The following is a 20360-nucleotide window of genomic DNA, read 5'->3' on the forward strand; positions in this document are numbered from 1 at the left end:
TGGCGTTGCTCCCGTGCCCGGTGCGGTGGTCGTCCGCCGGGCCGCACGACGCAGGCGGGCGGACGACCACCACCTGAGGGCTCAGTCCTCCGGCGGCGGGCCCGGGGCGTCGACCGGGAGGCGGACGGCCAGGAGGGCGCCGGCGGCGACCAGGGCCGCCGTGAGCCCGAGGGCGAGCCGGTACGGTCCGGCGCCCGCGCCGTCGCCGAACGCGCCGATGAGGGCCGCGGTGGCGGCGATGCCGAGGGCGCCGCCGAGGGTGCGCAGGATGGTGAACAGGCCCATCGCGCGGCCCATCGCGGGCGGCGGGACGTCGGCGAAGCCGGCGATCTGGACGGTGAGCACGGCGGTGCCCAGCACCAGTCCGACGGCGAACATCAACGCCCGTACGGCCCACGGGTTCTCCGCGAAGCCGAGCACGGCCAGCACGGCCGCCGCCAGCAGCAGCCCGGGCAGGGCCAGCCGGCGCGGGCCGAGGCGGGGCAGCAGGCGGTCCACCACCTGCGAGGCGGCCATCAGGCCGATGGCCTCCGGGAAGACGCTCAGCCCGGCGTCCAGGGCGGTGGCGCCGCGCGCCGCCTGGTAGAGCAGCGGCAGCACGAACAGGGCGCCCATCAGCCCGGCCGAGGTCAGCAGGGCCAGCCAGCTCGCCGTGCCGAAGGTGCGGTCGGCGAGCAGCCGCAGGTCCACCAGGGGTTCGGCGGTGCGCAGTTGGTGCCGTACGGCGGCGCCCAGCAGGACCAGGCCGAGCAGTCCGCCGAGGGCCACCCCCGGAGAGGTCCAGCCGTGCGCCGGGCCGAAGCCGAGGGCGTAGGTGAGCAGGCCGAGGCCGGGGGTGGCGAGCAGGAACCCGGTGGTGTCGAAGCGGCCGGCCGGGGGCTCCTGTTCGCCGCGCAGGCCGATCAGCCCGATCAGCACGGCGGCCGCGCCGATCGGCACGTTGACCAGGAACAGCCAGTGCCAGGAGAGGTGTTCGGTGAGGAAGCCGCCGAGCGGCGGCCCGAGGGCGGGCATCAGCGCGGTCGGGACGATCAGGATGCGGCCCAGGCCGGCCCGCTCGTGCGGGGCGAAGGCCCGGAACAGCAGGGTCATCCCGACCGGTGTGAGCAGCCCGCCGGCCACGCCCTGGACGGCCCGGGCGGCGGACAGCGTGCCCAGGCCGGGCGCCGCCGCGCAGAGCGCGGAGGCGAGGGTGAAGGCGGCGAGCGAGCCGAGGAAGACCCGCTTGACGCCGTACCGGTCGCCGAGCCAGCCGGCCACCGGCAGCCCGAGGGCGAGGCCGACCAGGAAGGCGGTCTCCACGGCGTTCGCCGCCGAGACCGGGCGGCCGAAGTCCTCGGCGATGCTGAACAGCGCCGGGTTGACGATGGTCGAGTCCAGGCCGTTCATGCACATCGCGGCCGTGTAGACGACCACCACCGCGGCGCGCCCCGCGAGCAGGGGGCGCGCCGGGGCCTGGACCGCCGGAGGGGTTGCCGGAGGGGTCACAGCGTGGTCCAGTGCGCGGTGATCCACTCCAGGGCGGCCGGCCGCTCGCAGGGGCCGTGGGCGACGGTCCAACCGGCCGGGACGGCGGCGAAGGCGGGCCACAGGGAGTGCTGTCCCTCGGCGTTGACGAGCGCGAGGAACTCGCCGTCGGCGTCGAAGGGGTTGGCGGGGGCGTCACTCATCGGTGGTCTTCTCCATCGTCGGTCTTCTTGTCGGACTGCTTGTCGGACTGCTTGAGGTGGTCGGCGATCACGCTCGCGATGTGCGCGATCGGCTCGGGCAGGGTCATGTCCTTGTGGGAACAGGCCACGTCGGTGTTGGCGATCCGGCCGGACACGTACGGCGTCCACAGCTCGGGCACCAGGGTGTCGTCGATGGTGTCGACGGTGGCGCGGAAGAACAGCACGTCGCCGTCGAAGCGGCGGTGGTCGTAGCCGCGCACCAGGTGGTTGGTGTTGAGGTAGATCCGGTTCAGCGCGGCCACGGTGCTCTCGTCCAGCCCGGCGAGCGGGCTGCCCTCGCGGCGCAACAGCACGGTGACGGCGCCGAGTTCGAGCGGCAGGCCGTCGAGGTCCTCCGGTCCGAAGCCGCCCATGGTGAGCAGCGCCTCCAGTGCCTCGGCCTGGTCGGGGACGGGCAGCTCGCGGAAGCCCTCGGCCGGGTAGGCGTCCAGGATGGCGAGCAACTCGACCTCCTGGCCCAGCTCCTGGAGCCGGACGGCCACCGCGTGCGCGATGATCCCGCCGGTCGACCAGCCGAGCAGCCGGTACGGGCCCTCCGGCTGGACCTCGCGCAGCCGGTCGGCGTAGTGCGCGGCCAGCTCCTCCAGCGTTTCCGGGAGCGGGAGTTCGGCAGTGGCGGCGCCGACGCCCTGGGCCTGGAGGCCGTAGATCGGCACCTCGCCGGGCAGGTTGCGGATCAGGCCGGTGTAGCACCAGCTGAGGCCGCCGGCCGGGTGGACGGCGAACAGCGGGCGCTGCCGGCCGGGGGCGACGGGCCGCAGCAGCAGCAGCACGTCCAGGGCGTCGGCGCCGGGCGCGCCCGCCGCGAGGGCGGCGTCCAGGGCGGCCACGGTGGACGCCTGGAACAGCGCGCCGATGCCGACCTCCAGTCCGAGCACCTCGCGGATCCGCCCGGCGAGCCGCACGACCAGCAGCGAGTGCCCGCCGAGTGCGAAGAAGTCGTCCTCGACGCCGACCGAGGCCACGCCCAGCACCTCGGCGAACAGTTCGCACAGCTGCTGCTCGCGCGGGGTGCGCGGCGGGCGGCCGGCGCCCGCGGCGGGGGCCTCGGGGGCGGGCAGGGCGCGGCGGTCGAGCTTGCCGTTGGCGGTCAGCGGGAGGCGGTCGAGCAGGACGACGGCGGAGGGCACCATGTGGGCGGGCAGTTCGGCGGCGGCGTGGGCGCGCAGCTCGTCCGGGGTGGCGGTACCGACCGGTCCCACGGCGCCGACCGGGGAGACCGCGTAGCCGACCAGCCGCTTGTCCCCCGGCACGTCCTCCCGCACCACCACGGCGGCGTCGGCGACGGCCGGGTGGGCGGCCAGCACGGCCTCGATCTCGCCGAGTTCGATCCGGAAGCCGCGCAGCTTGACCTGCTGGTCGGCGCGGCCGAAGTACTCCAGGACGCCGTCGGCGCGGCGCCGGGCGAGGTCCCCGGAGCGGTACATCCGGGTGCCGCGCTCGCCGAACAGCGCGGCGTACGGGTCGGCGACGAAGCGGGTGGCGGACAGCTCGGGGCGGCCGAGGTAGCCGCGGGCCAGGCCCGCCCCGGCCACGTACATCTCGCCGGTGACGCCGGGCGGGACGGGCTGGAGGTGCTGGTCGAGGACGTAGACCCGCAGGTCGGGGATGTTGACGCCGATGGTGCTGCTGCTCCCGGCGGCGGCGCTCGCCCGGTCCAGGGCGATGTACGAGACGTGCACGGTGGTCTCGGTGATGCCGTACATGTTGACCAGCGTGGGCGCGTCCTCGGCGTGCCGGTCGTACCAGTCGTCCAGCCGGGCGAGTTCGAGCGCCTCGCCGCCGAACACCACGTAGCGCAGGGCGAGTTCGCTGCCGGGGCGGTCCCGGTCGGCGGCGCTGAGCTGGTAGAAGGCGGACGGCGTCTGGTTGAGCACGGTGACCCGCTCGCGGGCGAGCAGGTCCAGGAAGGCCGCCGGGTCGCGGCTGACCAGGTGCGGGACGACGACCAGTCGGCCGCCGTGCAGCAGGGCGCCCCACAGCTCCCAGACCGAGAAGTCGAAGGCGTAGGAGTGGAACAGCGTCCACACGTCCTCGGCGCCGAAGCCGAACCAGTGGTCGGTGGCGCCGAACAGCCGGACCACGTTGCGGTGGGTGACCGGCACGCCCTTGGGCCGGCCGGTGGAGCCGGAGGTGTAGATGACGTACGCGGTGTCCTCGGCGCGCAGCGGGCGGGTGCGCTCGTGCTGCTCCAGCGGGGCGGCCGGGAAGGCGGCGGACTCCGGCCCGTCGACCAGGAGTTGCCGCACCTCGTGGGCGGGCAGCCGGGGCGCGGTGGCGCGGTCGGTGAGCAGGGCGGCCGGGGTGGCGTCGGCCAGCATGTAGGCGAGCCGGTCGGCCGGGTAGTCGGGGTCGAGCGGCAGGTAGGCGGCGCCGGACTTGGCCACCGCCAGCAGGGCGACGACGAGTTCGAGCGAGCGCGGCAGGGCGAGCGCGACGATGGTGCCGGGACCGATGCCCTCGGCGGCCAGCAGCCGGGCCAACCGGTCCGCACGGGCGGCGAGTTCGGTGTAGTCGAGCTGCTCGTCCCGGTAGCCCACCGCCACGGCGTGCGGATGGGCGGCAGCGGCCGCCTCGAACAGCTCGGGCAGGGTGGCGTCCGAAGACGTGTCCACCGACGGGCCGTTCCACTCGACCAGGGCGCGCCGCCGCTCCTCCTCGCCGATCAGCGGCAGCAGGCCGATCGGGGTGTCGGGGGCGCTCGCGGCGGCGGTGAGCAGCCGGGTCAGGCGCTCCCCGAAGGCGGCCACGGTGGCGGCGTCGAAGAGGTCGGTGCGGTACTCCAGGAAGCCGCCGATGCCGCCGCCGGGCAGTTCCCCGGCGTTCAGGGTGAGGTCGAACTTGGCGGTGCCGCTGGGGATCGCGGCGATGTCGGCGGTGAGGCCGCCGCCCAGGGCGGCCCGCTCGTCCGGGCGGCTCTGCCAGGCGAGCATCACCTGGAACAGCGGGTGGCGGGCGAGCGAGCGGGCCGGGTTGAGCTCCTCGACCAGGCGGTCGAAGGGCAGTTCGGCGTGCTCGTGCGCGGCGAGCACGGTGCCGCGGACCCGGGCCAGCAGCTCGCGGAAGGTCGGGTCGCCGGAGGTGTCGGTGCGCAGCACCACCGAGTTGACGAAGTAGCCGACCAGTGCGGCGGTCTCCTCGTCCTCCCGGCCGGCCACCGGGGTGCCGACCGGGATGTCGGTGCCGGCGCCGTGCCGGGTGAGCAGGGCGGCGAGCCCGGCCTGGACGGCCATGAAGACGGTGCTGTCGGCGGCCCGGGCGAGCCCGGCCAGGGCGGTGTGCGCCTCGGCGCCGAGCGCGAAGGGCACGGTGGCCCCCTGGTGGCCGGCGACGGCCGGACGGGGGCGGTCGAGCGGAAGCTCCAGCTGGTCGGGCAGTCCGGCGAGCGCGGCACGCCAGTGCTCCACCTGCCGGACGGCGAGCGGGCTGGGCGCGTCGGCGGCGCCGAGCCGCTCCCGCTGCCAGGCCGCGTGGTCGGCGAACTGGACGGCGAGTTCCGGCAGTTCCGGTTCCCGACCGGCACTCCGGGCGCCGTAGGCGACGGCCAGGTCGCGCAGCAGCGGGGTGGTGGAGGCGCCGTCGCCCGCGATGTGGTGGAGCAGCAGGAGCAGGGTGTGCCGCTCGGGGCCGTCGGTGAACAGGCTCGCGCGCAGCGGCGGTTCGGCGGTCAGGTCGAAGGCGTACCGGACTTCATCGGCCAGCTCTCCGGTGCTCCCGTGAAGTTCGGGCCGGAACTCGGAGAGGATGCGCTGGTACGGCGTGCCGTCCGGCTCCTCCCCGTAGACGGTGCGCAGGACTTCGTGCCGGGCGACGAGGTCGCCGAGCGCGAGGCCGAGGGCGTGCCGGTCGAGCGGGCCGGTGAGGGTGAGCGCCAGCGGGATGTTGTAGGTGGGGCTGGGGCCTTCGAGGCGGTGCAGGAACCAGAGCCCGCGCTGGGCGGGCGAGAGCGGCATCCGCCCGGTGCGCGGCACGGGCACCAGGGCGGGGCGGTGCTCGGGCTCCGCCGGGTCGAACAGGGCGGCCTGGTCGAGCAGTTCGACGAGGCCGGCCGGGGTCGGCTGCCGGAACACGTCGGCGAAGCCGACCGGGGCGGCGAAGGTCTCGCGCAGCCGGGCGGCGAGGCGGCCGGCGAGCAGCGAGTGGCCGCCGAGGTCGAAGAAGGAGGCCTCCCGGCCGGGTGCCTGCGGCAGGCCGAGGACCTCGGCGAACAGGCCGCAGACCAGTTCCTCCCGGGGCGTGGCCGCCGCGGTGCCCTCGGTGGCCGCGGCGGGCTCGGGCAGGGCCCGGTGGTCGAGCTTGTCGTGGGCGGTGCGCGGCAGTTCGTCCAGCAGCAGCACGGCCGCCGGGACCATGTGCGCGGGCAGCCGGGCGGCGAGCGCGGCGCGCAGCCCGTCCGGGTCGGGCGCGCTGCCGCTCTCCGGGACGGCGTAGCCGAGCAGGCGCTTGCCCTGCGGGCCGGGGCGGGCGATCACCACGGCCTGGGCGACGCCCGGGAGTTCGGCGAGGACGGCGGCGATCTCGCCGGGCTCGATCCGGAAGCCGCGGATCTTCACCTGGTCGTCGGCCCGGCCGAGGAACTCCAGGGTGTTGTCGGGGCGGCGCCGGGCGAGGTCGCCGGTGCGGTACATCCGGCTGCCGGGCGGGCCGAAGGGGTCGGCGAGGAAGCGTTCGGCGGTGAGGTCGGGGCGGCCGAGGTAGCCGCGGGCCAGGCAGGCGCCGGCCACGTACAGCTCGCCGGTGACGCCGTCGGGCGCGGGGCGCAGCGAGCCGTCCAGGACGTAGGCGCGGGAGCCGCGCACCACCCGGCCGCGCGGGGCGCCGTCCGGGCCCGGGGTCCAGGCGTAGGCGTCGACGGTGGTCTCGGTCGGGCCGTAGAGGTCGACCGGGTGCAGGCCGGGGACGGCGGCCAGGCGCTGCCAGAGGGCGGGCGGGGTGGCCTCGCCGCCGACCACGAGGACGGACGGGCGGTGCCGGCCCTCGTCCAGGATGCCTTCGGCGATCAGGACTTCGAGGTAGGAGGGGGTGAGGTCGAGGTAGTCGACGCGCTCGCGGTCGAGGTGGGCGGCGAGCGCGGCCGGGTCGCGGTAGGTGGCGTCGTCCAGCAGGTGGAGCTCGTGGCCGTGGACCATCCAGAGCACCGGGTCCCAGGAGGCGTCGAAGGCGAACGAGGCGCTGTGGGCGACGCGCAGCCGGTCCCGGCCGGCGCGGCGCAGGGCGGGGGCGACGTGGTCCTCGCCGAGGCCGGCGTGCAGGTTGGCCAGCGAGGCGTGGGTGACCACCACCCCCTTGGGGCGGCCGGTGGAGCCCGAGGTGTGCAACACGTAGGCGGGCTGGTCGAGTCGGGGCGCGGGCGGGGCGGTGTCGGGCTCGCCGGCCGCGTCCTGCGGGCGGACGACGGGCAGGCCGGCGGGCAGGCCGAGCCCGGCGAGGGCCTCGGCGGTGCCGATCGCGCAGACCGGGCGGGCGTCGGCCAGCACGGCGGCGAGGCGCCGCTCGGGGTGGGCGAGGTCGAGGGAGACGCAGGCGCCGCCCGCCTTGAGGACGGCGAGCATCGCCACCAGGGTGTCGGTGCCGCGCGGCAGGGCGATCGCGACCGGTGCGCCGTCCTTGACGCCGAGGGCGGTCAGCCGGTGGGCGAGCCGGTTGGCGGCGGCGTCGAGCTGCCGGTAGGTCAGCGCGGCCGCGCCGGAGCGGACGGCGACGGCCTCCGGGGTGCGGGCGGCCTGGGCGGCGAACAGCTCGGGCACGGTCCGCTCGACCGGCGGCTCGGTACGGCCTTCGGTGGCGCGGCGCAGGCCGTCCGGGTCGAGCAGGTCGATCCGGGCGACGGGCGTCCGGGGGTCGGTGAGCAGCAGGTCGGCGAGGGCGTCGAGGTAGCGCAGCAGGCCGTCGCGGTGGGCGGCGAGGGAGGCGGCCCCGTAGCGGGCCGGGTCGGCGTCGATGACCAGGCGCAGCGCGCCGTCCGGGCCGGGCGAGACGTTCAGGGCGAGGTTGTCGACCGGGCCGGCGGCGAGGTTGCGGACGGTGCCGGGCAGGCCGGCCAGGTCGAGGTCGCTCTCGAAGGCCTTGATGTTGACCATCGGGCCGAACAGGGCGCGGCGGTCGCCGGTGCGGCCGAGGTCGCGGCGCAGCTCCTCCAGCGGGTAGCGCTGGTGGCGGCGGACGGCGCGCAGCTCGCGGACCACGGCGCGCAGCAGGGCCTCGGCGCTGTCGGCGGGGCGGACGGCGAGGCGCAGCGGGAGCACGTTCGCGGCGGCGACGGGGGTGCGCAGGGCGGCCGGGCCGCGGCGGTTGGCGAGCGGCAGGCCGAGGACGACGTCCTGGGTGCCGGTCAGGCGGTGCAGGTAGCCGGCCGCGGCGGCGAGGAGCAGCTCGGCCCAGGTGGCGCGGACGGCCTCGGCGGCGCGCTCCAGGCGGTCGCGGGTGCCGGCGGGCAGCTCGGCGGTGAGGCGGATCGATGCGCCGGACGCGCCGGCTTCGCGAGACGCGCCGGACTCGGGGGACGCGCCGGGCTCGGGGGTGCCCGGGAGGGTGGCCGGGGTGTCGGCATCGGCCATCCGGGCCGACCAGTGGGCACGGTCGGCCCCGTACTGCGCGCTCTCGCGGTAGGCGGCCTCCTCGGCGGCGGCCTCGGCGAGTCCGGCGAAGGGGTTCGGCGCGGGGTCGGTGCCGGTGACGAGGGCGGTGTAGAGGGCGGCGACCCGGTCACCGAGGAGGGTCAACGCGTAGGCGTCGACGGCGAGGTGGTGGATGCGGCGGTACCAGAGCCGACGGTCCCCGGTGAGCCGGATGAGCGCGTGGGTGAACAGCGGGCCCTCGGCGAGGTCGGCCGGGCGGGCGAGGTCGGCGCGCATCCAGGCCTCGGCCTCGGCGGCCGGGTCTTCGGCGGCGCGCAGGTCCAGGCGGTGCAGCGGCCAGTGGCGGCCGGGGCTCAGCCGCTGGCGGGGCGTGCCGTCCGGGTCGGTGACGACGACGGCGCTCAGCGCCTGGGCCTCCTCCACCGCCTGCCGCAGCGCCTGTTCGAACCGCTCGTCGTCGAGCGGGCCGGTGATCTCGACGGCGTCGCCGGTGTTGTAGACCGGACTGTCGGGGTCGAGGGCCTGGGCGTACCAGATGGCGGCCTGGGCGGCGAGCAGGGGGACGTCGGCGGCCTGACCGTCGACGGTCCGGCTGTGGGCGGCCCGACTGTCGGCGATCTGGCTGTCGACGGTCTGACTGTCGGCGATCTGGGTTTCGACGGCAGGCATGGGGTGGAGAGCTCCTCGGGGGATCCGGAACGCCTTACTTAGGTTAGCCTAATCTAAGTTCATATGATCTGGTCAACGGCCCCGCAGGGTCGGGCCCCTGACACCCCGGAGACGCCACCCGTGCCCCAGACCGAACCGCTCCCGCAGAGCGCCGAACCAACCGGACCCACCGGACCCACCGAACCCACCGGACCCAGCGCCGCCAAGCGGGCCGTGCGCGAGCGCATCCTCGCCCTGCGGGCGGAACTCCTCGCGCTCAGCCACCGCATCCACGCCCACCCCGAGACCGCCTTCGAGGAGCACCTGGCGGCTGCCTGGTGCTCCGAACTGCTGCGCGCACACGGCTACTCGGTCACCGCGCCCGCCCACGGCCTGGCCACCGCCTTCGACGCACGCCTCGGCAGCGGGCCGGTCACCGTCGCGCTGGTCTGCGAGTACGACGCCCTGCCCGGACTCGGCCACGCCTGCGGGCACAACCTGATCGCCGCCGCCGGGATCGGCGCGGCGCTCGGGCTCGCCCCGTACGCGGACGAACTCGGGCTCACCGTACGGGTGATCGGCGCGCCGGCCGAGGAGCGCGGGGCGGGCAAGGCCCTGCTGCTGGAGGCCGGGGCGTTCGACGGGGTGGACGCGGCCATGATGGTCCACCCCTGCCCCGTCGAGGTCGCCGACTTCCGCTCCTTCGCCCTCGGCACGCTCTCCGTCCGCTACACCGGGCGTGCCGCCCACCCGAGCCTCGACCCGCACCGGGGGCGCAACGCCGCCGACGCGCTCACCGTCGCCCAGGTCGCGATCGGGCTGCTGCGCCAGCACCTCCCGCCGCAGTGGCGGGTGCACGGCATCACCACGGCGGCCGGAACGGCGCCGAACCTGATCCCGGACAGCGCGAGCGCCGAGTACGAGATCCGGGCCTCGGCGGCCGAGGACCTCGCCGAACTGCGCTCCCGGGTCGAGGACTGCTTCCGCGCCGGGGCACTCGCCACCGGCTGCGAGGTGGAACTGACCCGCCCCGAGCCGGACTACCTGGACATGCGCTCCGACCCCCGGCTGCTGACGCTGTGGCGGGCCAACGCGGCGGCGCTCGGCCGGCCGGAACCGGTCGAGAGCGGACCCTTCGCCTGTACGGACATGGGGAACGTGTCGCACGCGGTGCCGTCGATCCATCCGGTGCTGGACATCACCGGCGGCGCCTGCGCCCCGCACGAGGCGGCGTTCGCCGAGGCGGCGCTGGGCGCAGAGGCGGAGCGGGCGGTGCTGGACGGCGCGGTGGCGATGGCGTGGACGGCGGCGGACCTGGCGGCGGATCTTGCGGCGGAGTCGGCGGAGTCGGCGGAGTCGGCGGCAGCGACGAACGAATGACGGCCGACAACTTTCAGCGAACAGATAACGAAATCTGTTCGCTGAAAGTTGTCATCTGTTATCTGTTACCCGTCGACCGTCTTCCGTCAGCCGTCGCCCCCGGCGCCCCGGGTCCCGCTCACCCGCCGAGCAGCACCCCGGGCGCCACCCGCACCGCCGTCACGCCCAACTCCCGCACCAGCGCCCCGACCTCGCCCTCCTGCCACGGGTCGGCGAGCACCACGGCGGCGCCGGTCCGCAGCGGCCACAGGTACTCCCAGAGCGGCAGGCCCAGCTGCAGCACCCGGTCGCCCGGCCCGAGCGGGTGGGCCGCCTGGAGCTCGCGCACCCGGCGGTCCGCCTCGGCGTGGGTGAGCCGGACGGCGCTCGGGCGCCCGCCCGGGCCGTACCCGACGCAGAGCAGATGGTGCGGGGTCAGCGCCCGGGGCGGGTCGGTGGGCAGCTCGCCCTCCGTCTCCAGCCCGGCCAGCGCCCCCGGCACCCCCTCCCCCAGCACGCAGACCGGAGCGTTCTCCGCGAGCAGCCGCTCGCGCCGCCCGGGCGTGTCCGACGGGTCCAGCGGAAGGTACGCCGCACCCGACTTCGCCACCGCCAGCAGCGCCGTCACCAGCTCCGCCGGACGGCGGAACGCCGCCAGGCCGACCACCGCACCCGGGCGGGCCCCACGGGCGGCCAGGGCGCGCGCCAGCCGGTTGGCCGAGGCGTTCAACTCCCGGTAGCCGACGGTCTCCCCGCCCGCGAGCACCAGCGCCGGCGCGTCCGGCGTCCGCGCCGCCTGCGCCTCGACCGGCCCCACCGCGGTGGTGGCCGGGTAGCGCACCGTCCGGCGCGGCAGCGGAGGCAGTTCGGGCACCTCGGGCAGCACCGCCCCGCGGGCCGCGTCCCGGTCCCTGTCCCGAACCGGCTCCCGGAGCGGATCCCGCACCGGGTCCCGCAGCGCCTCGCCCACCCCCGCCGCCATCACGCCGCGCCCAGCAGCTCGGCCCAGGCCTCGATCGCCGGGCGCTCCGCGAGCTGGACGAACGCCACCTCGGCGCCTTCCTCCTGCCAGCGCCCGGCGAGGGTCATCAGCCGGATGGAGTCCAGCCCCCAGTCGACCAGGTTCTCGTCCAGCGGGATCTCCGCCGGGTCCTCGCCGAGCAGGTCGGCGACCTCGGCCCGGATCCGCTCCACCGTGAAGCCCGTACCCGTCACTTGCCGCCCACCCCTTCGAGCACGTCGATCTCCGCGGCGTCCAAGCCGGCCGTGGCGTCCAGGCCGGCCACGGCATCCAGGCCGGCCGCCGCTGCGGCCGGAGCCATCGCCCCGAGCACGGTTTCCGCCGTGGCGACCATCCCGCAGCGCCCGGCCACCCAGGCCAGCGCACCGCGGTGCTCCGCCGGGCCGAAGTCGGCGACCGCGTCGGCCACCACGAAGGCCTGCACGTCCCGCATCCAGGCGTCGCAGGCGGTCGCCTGCACCCCGATGTGCGCGTACACGCCGGTGATCACCAGCTGGTCCCGCCCCTGCTCGCGCAGCAGCTGCTCCAACTCGGTGCGCACGAAGGCGCTGTACTTCCACTTGGTCAGCACGGTGTCGCCCGGCGCCGGGGCGACGGCGTCGGCGATCGCGGTGGCCCGCGGGTCGGCCGGGATGCCCGGGCCCCAGAAGTCCTGCTGCAGCCCGCGCTCGGCCGGGCTCTGTCCGCCGAGCTGCGCCGAGTACACGACGGGCACGCCGGCGGCACGCGCGACCTCCGCCAACGCCTGGACGTTGCCGAGGAGTTCGGGCAGCGGTTCGGCCTCGGCGTCGAAGGCGTCCAGGAAGTGGTTCTGCAGGTCGTGCACCAGCAGGACGGCGCGCGCCGGGTCGACCGCCCAGGAGACCCGGTTGGCGGGCAGTTCCTCGGCGGCGGGCATGGGATAGCGGGGAATGCGGGGCAGGCCCACGGTGGTGTTCCTTAGCTAGATGTGGCGAGGTGGCGACGAAGGACGGAGGCGTCAGCCGGTGGTCAGCGAGGCCGCGATCGCGGCCCGCAGCTCCTTCTTGCTGACCTTCCCGATCCCGGTGGCCGGGAAGGCGGCGACGAACTCGACCCGGTCCGGCACCTTGTACTCGGCGAGCCCGCGCTGTCGCACGAACCGCTTCAACTCGACGCTCTTCGGGGGCTGTTCACGGCTCTCGGCGCGCAGCACCACGTACGCGCAGGTGCGCTCGCCCAGGTACGGGTCGGGCATCGACACCACCGCCGCGTCGTGCACCGCGGGGTGCGCGAGCAGGTGGTTCTCGATCTCCTCGGCGGCGACCTTCTCCCCGCCCCGGTTGATCTGGTCCTTGGCCCGCCCCTCGACCACCAGGTGGCCGGTGGGAGTGCGCCGGACCAGGTCCCCGGTGCGGTAGAAGCCGTCCGCCGTGAAGGAGTCGGCGTTGTGCCCGGGCGCGTTCCAGTAGCCGCGAATGGTGTACGGACCGCGCGTGAGCAGGTGGCCGGTGGCGCCGTCGGGCAGGTCCCGGTCCTGGTCGTCGACGACCCGGACCTCGTCGTCGGGCGAGATCGGCCGGCCCTGGGTGGTGGTGACCAGCTCCTCCGGGTCGTCCAGCCGGGTGTAGTTGACCAGGCCCTCGGCCATCCCGAACACCTGCTGGAGCGTGCAGCCCAGCACCGGGCGCACCCTCCGGGCCGCCTCCTCGCTGAACTTGGCGCCGCCGACCAGCAGCACCTCCAGGCTCTCGTAGCCGCGGACACCGCGCTCGGCGGCGTCCAGCCAGAGCAGTGCGAGCGGCGGCACCAGCCCGGTGATGGTCACGCCCTCGCGCTCGATCAGCGGGAAGGCCGTCTCGGGGGCGGGCTGCGGACAGAGCACCACCCGGCCGCCGGCGTACAGCGTGCCGAGCGAACCCGGCGAGCTGAGCGGGAAGTTGTGGGCGGCGGGCAGCACGCACAGGTACACGCTGTCCGGGTCCTGGCCGCACAGCTCGACCGAGCCGCGCAGCGAGTAGATGTAGTCGTCGTGGGTGCGCGGGATCAGCTTCGGCACACCGGTGCTGCCGCCGGAGAGCTGGAGGAAGGCGACGTCCTCGGGACCGGGCTCCCCGCCGAAGGCCTCCGGGCCGGGCCCGTCGCAGGGCACGTCCGCGAGCCGGACGTGCTCCCCCGGGTCCTCGCCGGCCACCAGCACCAGCCGCAGCGCGGGGTTCTCCGCCCGTACCCGGCTGGCGAGTTCGCGATAGTCGAAGCCGCCGTCGACGGCGGGCACCACGTACGCCGCCGCCCCGGTGAAGGAGCAGAAGTACCCGATCTCGGCGTACCGGTGGGCGGGCAGCGCGAAGACCGGCAGCGCGCCGATCCGGAACAGCGCGAACACGACCTCGAAGAACTCGGCGGCGTTGGGCAGTTGGACCACCACCCGGTCCCCGGCCCGGATGCCCCGGGCGAGCAGTCCGGCGGCCATCCGGTCGGCCCGGCGGTCGAGTTCGGCGTACGTCCAGCGCCGCTCGGTCGCCGCCACGCCGTGGCCGCCCGGGTCGACGACGGCGGTGCGCCCGCAGTGCTCGGCGGCGCGCTCGCGCAGCATCCGCCCGAAGGTCTCGCCGCGCCAGTACCCGGCGGCCCGGTAGCGCTCGGCGAACTCGGCGGGGTACGGGGTGAAGCCCGCCCGGGCCGTCTCCAGCGACGTCACCGGGCCACCCCCGCGGCGTCCAGGAAGGTGCGGAACTTGGCGCTGGTCTCGGCGAGTTCGGCCTCCGGCCGGGACTGCTCGACCACGCCGGCACCGGCGTACACCCGCAGCGTCCGCCCCTCCGCCTCGGCGCAGCGGATGGTGACCACCCACTCGCCGTCGCCGGTCGCGTCCTCCCAGCCGACCATGCCGGTGTAGAGGCCGCGGTCGAAGGGCTCGACCTCGCCGATCACCCGGCGGGCGACGTCCGTCGGCGTGCCGCAGACCGCCGGGGTGGGGTGCAGCGCGCAGGCCAGTTCGAGGGCGGAGACCGCCGGGTCGGCCAGCTCGCCGCGGATCGTGGTGGCCAGGTGCCACATCGCGGCCGTCCGTACCAGGGTGGGCCGTTCGGGCACCTCCAGGGTGCGGCAGTACGGCGCCAGCGCCTCGCGGATGGCGTCCACCACGACGGCGTGCTCGTGCAGGTCCTTGGGCGACTCCAGCAGCGCGGCGGCGCGCCGGACGTCCTCGCCGAGGTCCTCGCTGCGCGGTACGGAGCCGGCCAGCGGGTTGGCCAGCACGGCCGTTCCCCGCCGGGAGAGCAGGAGTTCGGGGCTGGCGCCGACCAGGGTGCGGCCGCCGCCGGACGGGACGGCGAAGGTGTAGCCGCCCGGGTCGCGGCGGGCCAGCCGCTGCAGGATGGCGGGCAGGTCGAGCGGCTGTTCGGCGCTCAGCTCCAGCGTCCTGGCCAGCACCACCTTGCTCAACTCCCCGCCGCGCAGCCGCTCGACGGCCGCCGCGACGCCCGCGCCGTACGCCTCGGGCGCGGGCACCGGGTCGATCCGCCAGTCGGCCTGCTCGGCCGGCGGCGCGGGCAGGGCGATCAGCGGGTCGTCGCGCAGCGCCCCGGCGGTGCGGACCCGGGCGGGGACGGCGAGTTCGACCCGGCTGTCCCGGTCGAACGCCACCGCGCCGACCACCAGCGGCCGTTCGACACCGGAGCGGCCCGCCTCGGCCAGCGTCTCGGCGACCCGCACCGGCAGCGGCCGCCCGTCCTGCGGCACCCGGGCGTGCACCCCGGAGCCGAGCAGGGTGCGGGTCGGCGAGGCGAAGAACGCCTCGTCGGAGCCGGCCCGGTACTGGCCGAGCAGTCCGCTGGCCGCGCCGATGACGGCGTGGTCCTGGCCCTCGGCGAGGGCGGTCGCCGGGGCGTCGGGCCCGGCGGGTATCGGCCCGGCGGGGGCGTGGTGCACCGTGGTCACGGCGGTTTCTCCAGTCTGGGACGGTTCTTCGGGGGTGGGAGGAGGACCGGCGGCGTTCCGCTCAGGCGCGCAGGGTCGCGCCGCCGTCGACGTACAGGTCGTGCATGGTGATGTGCCGCGCCCGGTCGGAGGCCAGGAACACCACGGCCTCCGCGATGTCGGCGGGCGCGGCGATCCGCCCGAGCGGGATGCCGACCCGCCAGGCGCCCAGGTCGCCCTCGATCACCCGGCGTTCGGCCGCCTCGGCGTCCTCGCCCCACAGCGCGCGCTGCATCGCGGTGTCGGTCGAACCGGGCGACACCACGTTGCACCGCACCCCGGACCGGGCGAGTTCCAGCCCCAGGCAGCGGGTGAACATGGTGGCCGCCGCCTTGGACGCCGCGTAGGCGGCCATCCCGGCGCGCGGCACCCCGGCGGCGTTGGACCCTACGGTCACGACCGCCCCGCGCCCGCGGTCCGCCATCCGGCGGCCGACGGCGCGGCTGGTGTGGAAGACGCCGGTGGTGTTGACGGCGAAGGTGTCCGCCCAGTCCCCGTCGGTGAGTTCGACGACCGGGGCGGCGCGCAGGATTCCCGCGACGTTGACCAGCACGCCGATCGGTCCGAGCCGGCTCTCGATCGACTCCACGGTGCTGTCGACCGCCCGGGCGTCCGAGACGTCCAGCGCGTAGGGACGCACGGACGGCAGTTCGGCCGCCAGCGCGTCGATCCCGCCGGGATCGCGGTCCACCGCCGCGACGACGGCTCCCTCGGCCACCAGCGCCCGCACCACGGCCGCGCCGATGCCCTGCCCGGCCCCGGTGACCATCGCGACGGCACCGGCGAATTCGGACTGTTGCTGCACAGGACATCCCCTCCGACCAGCAAGATTAGGCAAGCCTAACCTAACACAGCTGTTCGCCTGTGCCGAGCGCCTGTACGAATCCCGCTGCTTCGCCGTCAACTCGCTCCGGACGCACGGAGGCCGTCCGCCCCGGACGATCCGGCGGCCCCGGTCTCCTTCCGGCACCGAAGAGCCGGCACCGAGAAGCGGGCATCGAAGAGCGGGTGCCAAAAGGCCGGCACCGAAAAGCCCGCACCGAAAAACGGGTGCCGAAAAGCGGGTGCCGCCCACCCGTGGATGAAGCAGCATGACCCGTATGTCTGATACCTCAGTACTCACCCGGGCCGAGGCCGTCGAGCGCCACCGCCTGCTCGACGTCCGCACCGTCCGCCTCGACCTCGACCTGACCCGCGGTCGGGAGGTCTTCGGCTCCACCACGGTGATCCGCTTCGGCTGCACCACCCCGGACGCCGGGACCTACGTGGACGTCAAACCGGCCGCGCTCCGCCGGGTGGTGCTGAACGGCCGCGAACTGGACGTCGCCGCGCTGCGCGCCGGGCGCTTCCCGCTGACCGGCCTGGCGGCCGACAACGAGCTCACCGTCGAGGCCGACATGGCCTACTCGCACACCGGCGAGGGCATGCACCGCTTCACCGACCCGGCCGACGGCGAGGACTACGTCTACACCCAGTCCTTCCTCGACGACGGCCCGCGGGTCTTCGCGTCCTTCGACCAGCCCGACCTCAAGGCGCGGTACACGGTGTCCGTCACCGCGCCGCGGCAGTGGACCGTGGTCGGCAACGGCGTGGGCCGCCAGGTCACGCCCGGGCGCTGGGAGTTCGCGCCCACCCCGGCGATCAGCAGCTACCTGGTCTCCGTGGTGGCCGGCCCGCTGCACTCGGTGCGCGCCGAGCACGACGGGATCCCGCTCGGCCTGCACTGCCGCCGCTCGCTCGCCGCCCACCTGGACGCCGACGCCCCCGAACTGCTGGAGGTCACCCGGCAGGGCTTCGACCACTACCACCGGGTCTTCCGGCACCGCTACCCCTTCGACAGCTACGACCAGTGCTTCGTGCCGGAGTTCAACGCCGGCGCGATGGAGAACCCGGGCTGCGTCACGCTGCGCGACGAGTTCGTGTTCCGCTCCGCCGTGGACGACACCAGGCGCGAGGAGCGCGCCCTGGTGGTGGTGCACGAGATGGCGCACATGTGGTTCGGCGACCTGGTCACCATGAAGTGGTGGGACGACCTGTGGCTGAACGAGTCCTTCGCCGAGTACATGGCCTACAGCGTCACCGCCTCCTCCACCCGCTTCACCAGCGCCTGGACCGGCTTCGCCGCCAACCGCAAGACCTGGGGCTACGACGCCGACCAGCGCCCCTCCACCCACCCGGTGGCACCCGGCACGGTGGACGACACCGCCCAGGCGCTGCAGAACTTCGACGGCATCTCCTACGCCAAGGGCGCCGCCGCGCTGCGCCAGCTGGTCGCCTGGCTCGGCGAGGAGGCCTTCCTGGCCGGCGTCAACGACTACTTCGACGAGCACGCCTTCGGCAACGCCACCCTCGACGACCTGCTCCGGGCCCTGGCCGCGACCAGCGGCCGCGACGTCCACGGCTGGGCCGACCGCTGGCTGCGCACCACCGGCGTGGACACCCTGCGGCTGGCCGACGGCCGGATCGAGCACACCTCGGCCGACGGCGGGCCGCGCCCGCACCAGCTGACCGTGGGCCACTACCGGCGCACCGCCGAGGGCGCCCTGGAGCTGGCCGACCGCGTGCCGCTCGACCTGGCGGCCGACGGCACCGCGGCGGTGAAGACCGACGCCGAGCTGACCCTGCTCAACGACACCGACCTCAGCTTCGTCAAGATCCGTCTCGACCCCGGCTCCTGGCGGACCGTGCGCTCCTCACTCGGCGCCGTGCCCGAGGAGCTGGCCCGGGCCGTGCTCTGGAGCGCCGCCCGGGACCAGGTGCGCGACGGGGAGCTGGCGCCCGGCGAGTACCTGGAGCTGGTCGCCGCCCACCTGCCCGGCGAGACCTCGGTGCACCTGGTCGACGCGGTGCTCTCCTTCGCCCGCGACTTCGTGGTGGACTGCGCCGTACCGCCGACCGCACGGCCGGCGGCACTGGCCGTCCTGAACGAGGTCTGCCGCACCGTGCTGCGGCGCACCGAGGACGAAACGGACCGCACCGGGCTGCGCCTGGTGGCCGCGCGCGGCGTGATCGGCACCGCCGCCGGCGAGGCGCAGGCCGCCGAGCTGCGCGACTGGCTGGCGGCCGGCACCGTGCCCGGCGGGCCGGTGCTCGACCCGGACCTGCGCTGGCAGCTGCTGCTTCGGCTGTGCGTGCTCGGCGCGGCGGGCGAGCCGGAGATCGCCGCCGAACTCGCCGCCGACCCCAGCGACACCAGCGAGAAGGGCGCCGCGCGCTGCCGCGCCGCGCTGCCCGACCCGGGGGCCAAGGAGGCAGCCTGGCAGGCGCTGTTCCACGGCGAGCTCTCCAACTACCTGGCCGCCGCCACCGCCAGGGGCCTGTGGCAGCCCGAGCAGGCCGAGCTGCTGGACGGGCTGACCGCCCGCTACTTCGAGGAGCTGGGGTCGGCCGCCGCCCGCCGCGGCCCCGCACTGGCCCGGGTGCTCGCCACCACGGGCTTCCCCGCCTTCGCCGCCACCGACCGGACGGTACGGGCGGCCGAGGCCTGCCTGGCCGACCCGGAGCTCACCGCGGCGACCCGGCGCGGACTGGTGGACCAGCTGGACACCCTGCGCCGCGCCGTCCGGGCACGGGCGCGGGCCGAGCGGTAGCACCCCCGGCGGGCGGTAGGCGGCGGCGTGGCCCGGGTGGTCGCGCCGCCGTCTCGTGCTGTCCCGTGGCGCCGCACCGCAACGCCGCGCCCTGGTCCGGCAGGGCCCGTCCGGCAGGGCTCCCGCAGGACGTGCGCCGGGCCGGTCGACCGGACCCTAGCGCGGTGCGGCGGGGGTCGTCGGAGCCTTCGCGGGAGCCGTCGAGGACTTCCCGGGAGCCGTGGAGGCGGGGGCCGTCGGGGCGGTGGGGGCCGTCGCGGGGGTGCCGGGGGCGCCCGGGGCAGCGGGCGCCGGGGAGAGGCCGGTGCAAGCGCGCAGGCCGTCGCGGCGCTTGAGGGCGGCCTCGGCGGTGGCGCCGGTGACCGGCTCCGGGATGCCCTTGTCGTCGATGGTGGCCGGGGTGAAGGCCTCGCCGGTCACCTTCCCGTCGGCGGTGAGGGTGAGGGTGGTGACGCCGGTCTCGTTGGAGTTGGCGTAGTTCGAGGTGCCGTACCAGAGGAAGTTGCCGAAGCCGTACCCGATGTAGGTGTCGCCGAGCATGCCCGAGCCGACCATGGTGTGCGCGTGGGTGCCGACCACGGCGGTGGCTCCGGCGGTGGCGAGCTTCTTGGCGATGGTGGTCTGCGGACCGGTCGGGCAGGCCTTGCCCTCGTCGCCCCAGTGCAGGTAGACGAGCACCACCGGGGCCTGCTGCTTCGCCGTCTCCACCGCCTTGACCAGCGCCGGGACGTCCAGCGCCGAGGCGATGCCCGGCTTGCTCGCGCCGGCCCGCCACTTCTGGTTGGTGAGGTCCTCGACCTGGCTGGCGGCGACCACCGCGACCTTCACCCCGCGCACGGTGGTGACGTACGGGGCGTACGCCTCCTTGGCGTTGCGCCCGACGCCGACCACCGGGATCGGCGAGGAGTCCTTGGCGGCGAGGGTGTCGGTGAGGCCGTCGGCGCCGAAGTCCACGGCGTGGTTGTTGGCCATCGAGACGACGTCGACGCCCGAGTCCTTGAGCACCGACAGTGCCTTGGGCGAGGTGCGGAAGGTGTACGTCTTCGGCTCCGGGGCGCCGCGCCCGGTGATCGCGGTCTCCAGGTTGAGGACGGACAGGTCGGCGTCGGCGAGGGTGCGGGAGATCGGGCCGAGCGCAGGCTCGGGCGGCTTGACCGCCAGCCGGGCCTCGGTGCGGCCCTCGAAGTGGACGTCCCCGGCGAAGGCGACGGTGATGGTGCCGTCGGGCCGGGGCGGGGCGCTCTTGCCCGGGGCCGTGCCGGAGGGCGTCCCGCCCGGCGCCGAGGACTCGCCCGGCGGGACGGGGGCGGCGGAGGCCGGGGCCGGGGCGGGGTCGTCCGGCCCGCAGGCGGTGACGGCGGTCAGTCCGGCGAACAGCGCGACGGCGGCCGCGGCACGGCGCATGAGTGGATCCCCCCGAGGATGATGCGAGAACGATCAGCGTACGCCACCGAATCACCACCGCTCGGACCCGAGCCCGCAACATTCCGGCCAC

Annotated in this window: 11 protein-coding genes and 1 pseudogene; 2 read left to right on the forward strand and 10 right to left on the reverse strand. The window is 75.6% G+C overall.

Annotated features, from left to right (window positions below; genetic code table 11):
- Nucleotides 1-81 precede the first annotated feature (81 nt).
- The 3 genes from ACFVXH_RS05095 to ACFVXH_RS05105 are packed head-to-tail and all read right to left on the reverse strand — an operon-like array spanning nt 82 to nt 8977.
- Nucleotides 82-1488, reverse strand: a complete 1407-nt coding sequence (locus ACFVXH_RS05095) for a DHA2 family efflux MFS transporter permease subunit (protein WP_074004180.1) — start codon at nt 1486-1488, stop codon at nt 82-84.
- A complete protein-coding gene (locus ACFVXH_RS05100; RefSeq protein WP_049656914.1) occupies nt 1485-1670 on the reverse strand; it encodes an MbtH family protein in 186 nt (61 codons plus the stop codon). Before ACFVXH_RS05100 ends, ACFVXH_RS05095 begins: the two co-directional genes overlap by 4 nt.
- A complete protein-coding gene (locus ACFVXH_RS05105) occupies nt 1667-8977 on the reverse strand; it encodes a non-ribosomal peptide synthetase (protein ID WP_079272421.1) in 7311 nt (2436 codons plus the stop codon). Before ACFVXH_RS05105 ends, ACFVXH_RS05100 begins: the two co-directional genes overlap by 4 nt.
- 213 nt (nt 8978-9190) lie before the next feature.
- On the opposite strand from ACFVXH_RS05105, the gene ACFVXH_RS05110 reads away from it, so the two are divergent.
- Nucleotides 9191-10336 (forward strand): amidohydrolase, encoded by a 1146-nt coding sequence (locus ACFVXH_RS05110; protein WP_074004419.1) that lies wholly within the window; start codon nt 9191-9193, stop codon nt 10334-10336.
- Between the two features lie 118 nt (nt 10337-10454).
- On the opposite strand, the gene ACFVXH_RS05115 is transcribed toward ACFVXH_RS05110, so the two are convergent.
- The 6 genes and pseudogenes from ACFVXH_RS05115 to ACFVXH_RS05140 form a co-directional block, all read right to left on the reverse strand.
- Nucleotides 10455-11297 carry an AMP-binding protein gene (locus ACFVXH_RS05115; protein WP_387820271.1) on the reverse strand — a complete coding sequence of 281 codons (843 nt, stop codon included), beginning with the start codon at nt 11295-11297 and terminating at the stop codon, nt 10455-10457.
- On the reverse strand, nt 11297-11530 hold the full coding sequence (locus ACFVXH_RS05120; RefSeq protein WP_049657883.1) for a phosphopantetheine-binding protein: 234 nt from the start codon (nt 11528-11530) through the stop codon (nt 11297-11299). The genes ACFVXH_RS05115 and ACFVXH_RS05120 overlap by 1 nt, the downstream gene beginning before the upstream one ends.
- A gap of 116 nt (nt 11531-11646) precedes the next feature.
- Nucleotides 11647-12264: pseudogene (locus ACFVXH_RS05125) on the reverse strand (isochorismatase family protein); the annotation flags it as partial.
- Between the two features lie 51 nt (nt 12265-12315).
- The gene (locus tag ACFVXH_RS05130; RefSeq protein ID WP_387820273.1) at nt 12316-13995 is read right to left on the reverse strand and encodes a (2,3-dihydroxybenzoyl)adenylate synthase; all 1680 of its coding nucleotides are present in this window, start codon (nt 13993-13995) and stop codon (nt 12316-12318) included.
- Complete coding sequence (gene dhbC, locus ACFVXH_RS05135) at nt 13992-15203, reverse strand: isochorismate synthase DhbC (protein WP_387820589.1); 1212 nt, start codon at nt 15201-15203, stop codon at nt 13992-13994. Before dhbC ends, ACFVXH_RS05130 begins: the two co-directional genes overlap by 4 nt.
- A 94-nt stretch (nt 15204-15297) precedes the next feature.
- Complete coding sequence (locus ACFVXH_RS05140; RefSeq protein WP_387820275.1) at nt 15298-16080, reverse strand: 2,3-dihydro-2,3-dihydroxybenzoate dehydrogenase; 783 nt, start codon at nt 16078-16080, stop codon at nt 15298-15300.
- A gap of 295 nt (nt 16081-16375) precedes the next feature.
- Here ACFVXH_RS05140 and pepN point away from each other — a divergent pair, with 295 nt between their 5' ends.
- Complete coding sequence (gene pepN / locus ACFVXH_RS05145; RefSeq protein WP_387820277.1) at nt 16376-18865, forward strand: aminopeptidase N; 2490 nt, start codon at nt 16376-16378, stop codon at nt 18863-18865.
- A gap of 156 nt (nt 18866-19021) precedes the next feature.
- On the opposite strand, the gene ACFVXH_RS05150 is transcribed toward pepN, so the two are convergent.
- On the reverse strand, nt 19022-20269 hold the full coding sequence (locus ACFVXH_RS05150; protein ID WP_387820279.1) for a CapA family protein: 1248 nt from the start codon (nt 20267-20269) through the stop codon (nt 19022-19024).
- Nucleotides 20270-20360 lie beyond the last annotated feature (91 nt).

The organism is Kitasatospora sp. NPDC058184 (genome assembly GCF_042883725.1).
Lineage (GTDB): Bacteria > Actinomycetota > Actinomycetes > Streptomycetales > Streptomycetaceae > Kitasatospora.